The sequence below is a fragment of the Rossellomorea aquimaris genome (assembly GCF_001877785.1).
In the GTDB taxonomy this organism is placed as follows: domain Bacteria; phylum Bacillota; class Bacilli; order Bacillales; family Bacillaceae_B; genus Rossellomorea; species Rossellomorea aquimaris_A.
In genome coordinates, this window is the sequence record NZ_MINN01000136.1 from 1 (window position 1) to 504 (window position 504).

At 45.4% G+C, this 504-nt stretch carries 1 protein-coding gene; it reads right to left on the bottom strand.

Going from position 1 to position 504, the window contains the following annotated elements; translation table 11 throughout:
* Positions 1-38: 38 nt before the first annotated feature.
* On the bottom strand, positions 39-504 hold a 466-nt coding region (locus tag BHE18_RS20130; protein WP_141771946.1), incomplete at its 5' end, for an oligopeptide/dipeptide ABC transporter ATP-binding protein.

The window sequence follows — 504 nt, forward strand, 5'->3', positions numbered from 1 at the left end:
TGTTTGTTTGTTTTTTCGTGCTGGAGCGCGCATTCTCGTTAGGTATCCGTCTCGTTGACTCGGTGATGTGTGTCAGATGCAGATGTATGTTCGCTAGCACATATGCAACCATTACCGCTGAGATATTCATCAAAATTTTCGAACCAGCTGATACGATAAAGCTGTTGAGGAAGTTTTTTTTTTTTTTTCACATCCCCTTTCAAGACAATCCGCTCTTTCCGCTTTGCCGGATTCGGTTCCGGAATTGCGGAGATGAGCGCCTGCGTGTAAGGATGCAGCGGTTCTTTGTATAAATCTTTATTTGAAGCAAGCTCTACGAGGTTGCCCAAATACATCACGCCGATTCGATCGCTCATATGCTTTACGACACTCAAGTCGTGCGCAATGAAGAGATAGGTCAGATCGAATTCGATTTGCAGTTCCTTCAATAAGTTCAGCACCTGCGATTGCACGGAAACATCGAGTGCCGATACCGGTTCATCTGCGACAATCAACTTAGGGTGC